The organism is Caldisericia bacterium, assembly GCA_021158845.1.
GTDB lineage: Bacteria > Caldisericota > Caldisericia > B22-G15 > B22-G15 > B22-G15.
This window is the reverse complement of the sequence record JAGGSY010000126.1, coordinates 1-8,501: the sequence shown is the minus strand read 5'-3', so window position 1 is coordinate 8,501 and position 8,501 is coordinate 1. Positions and strand designations below refer to the sequence as shown.

Below are 8,501 nucleotides of genomic sequence, written 5' to 3'. Positions count from 1 at the left end.
ATTATAAATGATGTAGTGATTGTAGTTGGTAACAGAAAAGGGGAGAGGGCGGTTAGAGAAATAGAATTTCTAAATGGAAAGGTAGTGATTAATCCTGATCCCAAGGATGTTTTATACTCCTCTCTAAAAATTGGTTTAAAGGCAGTTAGCAGAAGAACAGATTTTCTTATACTTCATTTCGGAACTCTATATAAGATAGGGAAGGAAACTATAGATAGAATAATAGAAAAATCACTTACCACAAAGAAAGAGATTCTTATTCCCACCTACAAGGAAAGAAAAGGGCACCCAATAGTTTTTTCAAGGAGCATTATTCCACTCCTTACATCTCTAAGAAAAGAAAAGGGGCTTCCCTATCTATTAAAGCATTATAGTGAAAAGATAGAGTATTTCAATGTGGAAGATAAAAATATTTTAAGGAGATAAGAAATGAAAAGATTTGTCATCTTTTTAGTAATTTTAATCACCCTACTATCCATTATGTCTTGTGAAGGGAAGGAAGAGAAAGAACTTTTAATCTTTGTTGGGGCAGGGATGAAAAAACCAATGGATGAATTAAAAGGTGTGTATGAGAAAAAAAACAATGTAAAAATTAATATTGTATATGGTGGCGCTGGTAGTTTACTTTCACAGATTGAGACTACAAGGAGAGGTGATTTATTTATGCCTGGAAGTATGTATCACTATAAAATTGCTGAAGAGAAAGGTCTGGTTGATAAAGGAGTTGAGTTTTTATACCATATTCCAGTTATAGTGGTGAAAAAGGGAAATCCCAAAAACATAAAAGGAGTTTTAGATTTAGACAGGGAGGGAGTTAAAATTGCCCTTGGGGATGAAAATTCTCTTGCCATTGGACCTGTCACCAGGAAAATACTTGAGAAAGCTGGTATTTATGAAGATGTAAAGAAGAATGTTGTTGTTAGAGAAGGAACTGTTAGTAAGTTGGTTCTTGATGTAAATAGTAATTTTGTTGATGCATCTATTGTGTGGAGATCAGCTGCTGTTCAGTTTGGAATGGATTTAGAGATCATCCCCATTGAGGAGAAATTTAATGAGATAAAAACAATACCTATAGGTATTGTTAAATTTACAAAGAATAAAAAGTTAAGTAAAGATTTCCTATCTTTTGTGCTTTCTGAAAAAGGAAAAGAGATATTTAAAAGGTATGGATTTGTGGTGAAAGATGAAGAAAGTTAATGTGATTAGCTCCATATTCCTAATTCTTTTTATTTTAATTATTGTATCTGGTGTAGTCTCTTTGTTTTCAAAAACAGGACTTCAAGGTTTAAAAGAAACCCTCATCTCTCAGGAGTTTGTATTTGCTGTTAAGTTTTCCATTATCACGTCTTTAATTTCACTTCTCCTCTCTCTAATTTTTTCCATACCGATGGCATATTTTTTATCCAGAGTTAATTTTCCACTTAAACAGTTTGTGGAGGGTGTTATAGATATTCCCATCTTCCTTCCTCCACTAATTACAGGTCTATCCTTTCTTATTTTGTTTGGTGGAGGTTTTGGTGAATTTCTTGGAAGATTCGGAATTTCCTTTTTATTCTCGCCCCTTGGAGTGATATTTGCCCAATTTATAATAATTACCCCATACATAGAGAGAAGTGCTGAGATTGCATTTTTTAAAGTGAGTAAAAGATATGAGTTTATGGGGAAGATTATGGGGCTTTCAGATTTTGATGTGTTTAGGAAGATAGTGTTTCCTCTAAGTAAAAAAGGAATTCTCACTGGAGCTATAATTGGTTGGAGTAGAGCCATAGGTGAATTTGGAGCAACTCTAATGATAGCAGGTGCCACAAGAATGAAGACTGAAACTCTACCTATTTTTGTGTATCTCTCTGTTTCTTCAGGTAATATAAAGTTTGCAATAGGTGCAGGTGTGTTAATGGTGATTGTGGCAATTTTAATACTCTTTATTGTAAGAGGGGTGATAAAAGAAAATGCTTATCATTAAGGACCTTAATTTAGATTTAGGTAACTTTTCCCTGAAGAGTATAGATGTTCATATAAAGAAGGGAGAGTATTTCACCATTCTTGGGCCTACAGGTAGTGGAAAAACACTCTTATTGGAAACAATTTCTGGTAGATTTAGAATAGATAAAGGGAAGATAATTATTGGTGGTGAAAGGGTGGATCATCTTCATCCAGCAAAGAGGGGAATAGGATATGTGCCACAAGATTATCTTCTTTTTCCACACATGACAGTGAGGGAGAATATAACCATAGGAGGAGCTTGTTTAAAAGATGAAGTAATTAAGCTACTCAAGATAGAGAGAATCCTTGATAGATATCCAGAGAATCTTTCAGGGGGAGAAAAACAGAGGGTCTCTCTTGCCAGGGCACTTGTAAGGAACCCAAAGATTCTACTTTTAGATGAACCAACCACAGCTCTTGACCCTCAGATTAAAAGGAAGATCTGGCTGGAATTAAAAAAAATCAAAAAGGATCTCTCTCTCACAATTGTTCATGTGACACATGACTTTGAGGAGGCTCTTTTCCTGTCAGACAGAATTGGTGTGATAAACAATGGGAGATTTGAACAGATTGGAACTCCTACAGAGATCTTTAGAAGACCAAAGTCCCGTTTTGTTGCTGAATTTGTGGAGATAGAAAATATTTTTAAGGGTTTTGGAGAGGATCATTATGTCTTCATAAAGCCAGGATTTAAACTTAAGACTAAAGAGGAGTTTCATGATAATGTTTATATTGCTATACGCCCCGAAGATGTTATAATCAAAATGGAAAAAGAGGGGAGAGAGAATGAGTTTGAGGGTGAGATTGTGGAAATTGCCAATAGGGGAGCGTTTTATCAAATAGAGATATATATAGGGGTTAGTCTTGTTTCATTGATGCCGAGAAGGGATTTTGAGAGAATGAACTTTAAAGTGGGAGATATGGTAGTAATTGAGATAAATCCTGAGGAGGTGCATGTATTTTGATGGGATTTGGCTCTATAATTCTTGCTGGTAGGAGAAAAGGAAAACTTATTGTGGAAAGGAGTGTGCTTGAAACCACCATAGATAATGTATTGAAACTTAAACCAGAGAAAGTAGTGGTTGTGGTATGTAAAGAGTTTAGTGATTTAATGAAAAGAGGTGATGTAGGGGTGGTAACCATATCAAAAAGCACTGGAATCCTTTGTTCTCTAAAAGCAGGCATAAGAGAGATTATTAAATGGAAACTGGACTGGATTCTTGCATGTCTTGGCAATCAACCTATCATTGATAAAGAGGTGGTTGAGAAACTTATTCTATCTAAACCAAAAATTATGTCTATCCCAGTATTCATGGGACTTTTGGGACACCCTTTTCTGTTTTCAAGAAAAGGTGCCGAAGAAATCATTAGTTATCCAGATGAAAGAACCATGAGAGATTTTATAGAAGAGAAAGAGGTGGAGCTTGTAGAAGTAGATACACCAACAATACTTGAGAGAATTTCTCCAGAGGAAGACTATTTACTTCAAATAAAGAAATTTAAATCAATCTATTTCTCAAAGGAGGAGGAATGAAATTAACTACAAGAGAGATAACAATGGGAGCTGTACTTGGAGCAGTAACGATAATTCTTGGATTTACATACTTAGGGTATATAACTGTTCCCACACCAGCAGGTGCCGCAACTCTTATGCACATACCAGTTATAATCTCGGGAATTGTGCTTGGCGCCAAGGTTGGTGCTCTTGTCGGTACAATCTTTGGGTTATCTACTATTTATTATTTTTCTTCAATTGCTCCAATATGGGTTTTATTTCCTGCAAGGCCACTTATTGGAGTTTTTGCTGCACTCTCATTTCAGTTTATGCATAAACTTTTGAAAAAAGAGAAGGAGAGAAAATTACCTTATTCAAGTATACTTCTTTCTCTAATTTTCTTCTTAATGTTTCTCTGGGTCTTTAGAAACTACAATAGGTATCTTTCCTCTGTTTTATCCTTTATACTTGCAGCTATCATATTTTATGCACTTTTTAAAACAGATCCCTTGATTTCATCCATGACCTTTGCTTCAATAATAGGAAGTATGACAAATACAGTTATAACCCTTGGTCTTGCCGTTGTGTTTAAAATATTCAATATTCAGCAAGCTGTAACCATTGGAATAGTGCAGGGTATACCAGAGGCAATTGTAGCTGTCGTATTGTGTGTACCCATATCAATTTTCTTGAGGAAGTTTATTGAGAAAGGAAAGGTTAACGAGGAAGCCTGAAGTCTACCCATCCTCCCTGAAGAGGAACTTCTTCCACTTTTCCATCAGGGCGCATTCTCTTCTCCAGAGTCTGTACAAAATGTGATCCAGAGTTAGAGGTCTCTATAATAGCAGCTGTTACCCTCCTTATCTCTCTTCCAGTTCTTGGATCCCTTTTATATGGAGTGAATGGATTGAGGGCTACCTTATACATTTCGTAAAGCTCCCACATCATTTCATCAAGCTCTTCATCGGCAAATTTTACTCTATCTCCAAGAATTTCTCTTGCCTCCCATCTTGTGATAAGGTATCTATGAGATGGTAATCCTCCAGAGAGGAGATCTATAATTCTTTTTTTCTCTTCTTCCTTATATTTACTTAAAGTTAAAAGTTTATCTATTATAAGCTTTATGAGGCTCCAGGACCTATTGACACTTCCAACAACAAGTGGATGAAGAAGATTTGTAAGATTAACCACTATTTCTTCCTTATTTTTTACTCCAATTTCATCAAGGAAACTAAAAAATGATATAAGATCCTGAACTGCGACTGTTATAACATTCCCCTTGGCACCTTTTGGATTTAGGGGAGTCATTGTTTGAGGATCCACAGGTGTAAATTCACCCATCTTTCCCATCACTATTTCATCTGCACCAAGAGAGATGAGGGTTCCTGCAGAGTGCGCTCTATAGGGTATTATCACAGAGAATTTCTCAGAAAATTCCCTCATAAGATAAACTATTTTAAGAGGAATTTCAAGTAGTCCCCCTGTAGTGTGAAGATAAAGATCCAGATTTTTTACTTTACCAATGATTTTTAAGTGTTTAAATAGAACCTCAACAGCATCAGCTGCTATCTTTGAATTTGGTCCAAGAAAGTAGGATATTACCTTTGAACCACGTTTCCTTTCAATCTCACTTATAACTTTGTTTCTATCCAACTTATTCCTCCTTGTATGGTTTAAATATCTCCTTTGTATCTCTCATATAATATGGGAGAGCATTTTCATAGTCAACTATCTCTCCCTTATTGTACTTGTAAAATCCAATTTTTCCAACCTCACTTATAGAAATATTAAGATTTATACCCTTTTTAGCTTTAATAAAAAGGCTTCTTTCGGGAAAAATTAGAATCCTCTCCACTCTTTTTAAATCCTCAAATTTCATGATCTCTACCTTATCACCGTCAGATACAAAGACCTCCCCAAGTCCTGCATTAATTACAAACAGACCATCTATCTTTGCTACATACTTTAGAACTTCAAATGTTGATGGAACAACAAGGGGAGTTTTCATTATGAAACCTATAGTCTTTGCCATTGTAAAACCAATCCTTAAACCTGTAAAACTTCCAGGACCTCCCACTATAGTTATAAACTTAAAATCTTCACGGGATATTTTAAGGTCATTTAGTAGCGACTCCAAAAATACAAAATGCAGATTCTTTTTAGACTCAGAGAAGTTCCAAGAGAATCCCCCAAGAAATTTCTCATCTTCAAAAGCTCCAATTCCATACGGCTCTATAGCTGTATTAATTGATAGATGTATCATGTATTTCTATCTCCCTTATATTTCCTTCAAGTTTTTTTATGTTAACAATTATTTTTTTCACATGTTTGAGAAGAGGTAGAATTCTCTCACCCCATTCAATACAGACAATTCCTTTATCCATAAGCTCAAAGATTCCCAGTTCAGCAATTTCTTGAACGTCAGTTCTGTAGAGGTCAACATGGTAAAAGGGGTATTTCCCTTCAAATTCCTGAATTATAACAAAGGATGGTGATTTTACAATTTCCTTTACTTTAAGTCCCTTTGCTATCCCTCTTATAAATACAGATTTTCCTGCTCCCAATTCTCCTATTACCAGAACAATATCACCAGGTTTTAATTTTCTTCCAAATTCCTCACCAGCCCTTTTAGTTTCTTCAGGACTTTTTGTCTTTATCTTCACCCTTCTCCTTTTCTCCAAACCTCTTTAAACCCATTGCAAGCTCACGAAGAGATTTGTTTACCCTTTCATTTATCTCATCCATGGAGAGATCACTTAAAAGTTCCATTCCCTCATCAATGGTTTTAACAGCATAAATATGGAATTTTCCCTCTCTCACCGCTTCTATAACCTCGTCCTTAAGCATCAAATCATCTATGTTTTCATAAGGAATAATGACACCTTGATCTCCGGTTAAGCCTTTAACTTTACAGGTGTCAAAGAAACCTTCAATTTTTCTATTTACTCCTCCCACAGGTTGGATTTCACCTTTCTGATTGACAGATCCAGTAACTGCAAGATTCTGCTTTAAAGGAATATTTCCAATTGCTGAAAGGAGAGCGTAGAGTTCTGCACTTGAAGCACTATCCCCCTCCACTTCTTCGTAGAGTTGTTCAAAGGTTAAAGTTGCAGAGAGGGAGAGAGGTTTATCCTTGGCGTATCTCTCTCCAAGAAAACCCGAGAGTATAAGTACCCCCTTGTTGTGTATTCTTCCAGAAAGTTTTACCTCCCTCTCTATGTTTATTACACCCTTGTTTCCCATGTGAATATTTGCAGTAATTCTACTTGGTTTTCCAAATTCGTAATCTCCCAGCTGAATTATGGATATTCCGTTTATCTGCCCCACCTTCTTTCCTTCTGTGTCTATAAGTATTACTCCCCTCTTTATTAGCTCTTGAATTTTTTTCTCAATAAGGTTTGATCTAAATTCTTTCTCTTCAATGGCTTTCTTTATATGCTCTCTATCAATATATCTACTATTATCTTGAGCTGCCCAATAGTCAGCTTCACTTATAATATCACATATATACTGAAATCTTGTTGTAATCTTTTTTTGATCCTCAACTAATCTTGAGCCATAATCTATTACTTCAGAAACTGCCTCCTTTGTTAGATGTCTCAGATTCTCTCTTCTCACGAAGCTACTTATGAAAGAGGCATACGCTTTCATGTTGTCAGGTGTTCTGTCCATAGATGTGTCAAAATCTGCCCTTACTTTAAAAAGCTTTTTAAAATCTTCATCATTGTGGTATAGAAGATAGTAAAGGTAAGGAGTACCGATGAGGATGACTTTTAAGTTTATAGGTATTGGTTCAGGTTTTATGGTTTTGGTAAGGACAAGTCTGTACTGTTCACCAAGGTTTTCAATTCTTGATTCCCCATTCTTAAGAGTTCTCTTTAAAGTATCCCATGAAAAGGGATTTGTGAGTAAATCCATCGCATTTATTATCAGATATCCACCATTGGCTCTGTGTATAGATCCTGCCTTTATAAGGTTAAAATTTGTTACCATTACACCCATTTTAGCTTCATACTCTATACCACCAAATAGATTAAAGTAAGTGGGGTTTGTTTCAAATATTACTGGTGCTCCCTTTGTGTCAGAGTTATCAACTATAAGATTGATTTTGTATCTCTTATAGAAATCATCATCCTCTGCCTTAGGAACCTTAAACTTGTCAAGGTGCGAAATTATATCCTCCTTAACATTTTCAAGATAGTCAATAACTTCAGGGATGTCCTTGTATTTTTCCTTTAAATCCTGAAGGAGATGTCCTATGGAAAAAACTGCCACTTCCACATCCAATTCCTGCAGACTCTCCATTATCTTTTTATCTATCCTCTTTACCTTTATGAGAATTTTATTTATCTCTTCAAGGAGTTTATGTCCTTCCTCCTGGATCCTTTTTTGCTCCTCTGGAGATATCTTCTGAAGGTCCTCCGGTTTTAGTGGTTTTCCATCAAAGAGTGGAATTGTAACCACCCCAGTAGGAGTTACCTGTATTAAGAATCCTCTTTTCCTTGCAAGTTCCTCTACCTCCCTTAAGAGTCTCTCTTTTTCTTCCTGAAATTTCTTTATAACTTCTGCCCTCTTCTTCTCGTACTCTTCAGATTCAAATGCCTTTGGGATTGTTTTTCTTACTGTATTTATAAAATCTTCCATATCATTTACAAAGAGTGCGCCTTTACCTGCAGGAAACCTAATAGCAGAAGGGTTATCGGGGTTGGTAAAGTTATGTACATAACACCAATCATCTGGTGTCTTCTCTTTGCTTGCCTTTTCCTCCACGATTTTTTTAACTATAGATGTTCTTCCAGAGCCAGGAAGTCCAGATACAAATAGATTAAATCCAGAGTTTTTTATTCCAAGAGAGAAATTTATAGCACTTAAAGCTCTTTTTTGATTTATAACTTCTTTGAGAGGTTCAAGTTCCTCAGTTGTATTAAAACTGAATATATCAGGATTGCATGTATTTTTTAACTTTCCAGGTTTAAGTTCAAAATTTTTCATATCTCCTCCTCTCTAAAATAAATACAGATAC

General features: G+C 35.6%; 10 protein-coding genes. 6 read left to right on the top strand and 4 right to left on the bottom strand.

Translation table 11 applies throughout. The annotated features are described in order from the left end of the window. The 6 genes from J7J33_04715 to J7J33_04690 form a co-directional block, all read left to right on the top strand. On the top strand, nt 1-426 hold a 426-nt coding region (locus J7J33_04715; GenBank protein MCD6168589.1), incomplete at its 5' end, for an NTP transferase domain-containing protein. A gap of 3 nt (nt 427-429) precedes the next feature. After that, nucleotides 430-1,197, top strand: a complete 768-nt coding sequence (modA, locus tag J7J33_04710; GenBank protein MCD6168588.1) for a molybdate ABC transporter substrate-binding protein — start codon at nt 430-432, stop codon at nt 1,195-1,197. Then, complete coding sequence (locus J7J33_04705) at nt 1,184-1,963, top strand: ABC transporter permease subunit (GenBank protein MCD6168587.1); 780 nt, start codon at nt 1,184-1,186, stop codon at nt 1,961-1,963. Before modA ends, J7J33_04705 begins: the two co-directional genes overlap by 14 nt. Continuing rightward, nucleotides 1,950-2,948 carry an ABC transporter ATP-binding protein gene (locus tag J7J33_04700; GenBank protein MCD6168586.1) on the top strand — a complete coding sequence of 333 codons (999 nt, stop codon included), beginning with the start codon at nt 1,950-1,952 and terminating at the stop codon, nt 2,946-2,948. Before J7J33_04705 ends, J7J33_04700 begins: the two co-directional genes overlap by 14 nt. After that, complete coding sequence (locus J7J33_04695; GenBank protein MCD6168585.1) at nt 2,948-3,517, top strand: NTP transferase domain-containing protein; 570 nt, start codon at nt 2,948-2,950, stop codon at nt 3,515-3,517. The genes J7J33_04700 and J7J33_04695 overlap by 1 nt, the downstream gene beginning before the upstream one ends. After that, entirely contained in the window at nt 3,514-4,212 is a 699-nt protein-coding gene (locus J7J33_04690) for an ECF transporter S component (protein MCD6168584.1), read from the top strand. Before J7J33_04695 ends, J7J33_04690 begins: the two co-directional genes overlap by 4 nt. Here J7J33_04690 and J7J33_04685 read toward each other — a convergent pair. Genes J7J33_04685 through J7J33_04670 form a run of 4 tightly spaced genes read right to left on the bottom strand, consistent with a single transcriptional unit; the run spans nt 4,196 to nt 8,470 of the window. Continuing rightward, complete coding sequence (locus tag J7J33_04685) at nt 4,196-5,131, bottom strand: hypothetical protein (GenBank protein ID MCD6168583.1); 936 nt, start codon at nt 5,129-5,131, stop codon at nt 4,196-4,198. The genes J7J33_04690 and J7J33_04685 overlap by 17 nt on opposite strands. Nucleotide 5,132: 1 nt before the next feature. Next, entirely contained in the window at nt 5,133-5,741 is a 609-nt protein-coding gene (locus J7J33_04680) for a tRNA (adenosine(37)-N6)-threonylcarbamoyltransferase complex dimerization subunit type 1 TsaB (protein MCD6168582.1), read from the bottom strand. Then, nucleotides 5,722-6,141 (bottom strand): tRNA (adenosine(37)-N6)-threonylcarbamoyltransferase complex ATPase subunit type 1 TsaE, encoded by a 420-nt coding sequence (gene tsaE / locus J7J33_04675; GenBank protein MCD6168581.1) that lies wholly within the window; start codon nt 6,139-6,141, stop codon nt 5,722-5,724. The genes J7J33_04680 and tsaE overlap by 20 nt, the downstream gene beginning before the upstream one ends. Beyond that, a complete protein-coding gene (locus J7J33_04670) occupies nt 6,116-8,470 on the bottom strand; it encodes an AAA family ATPase (protein ID MCD6168580.1) in 2,355 nt (784 codons plus the stop codon). The genes tsaE and J7J33_04670 overlap by 26 nt, the downstream gene beginning before the upstream one ends. Nucleotides 8,471-8,501 lie beyond the last annotated feature (31 nt).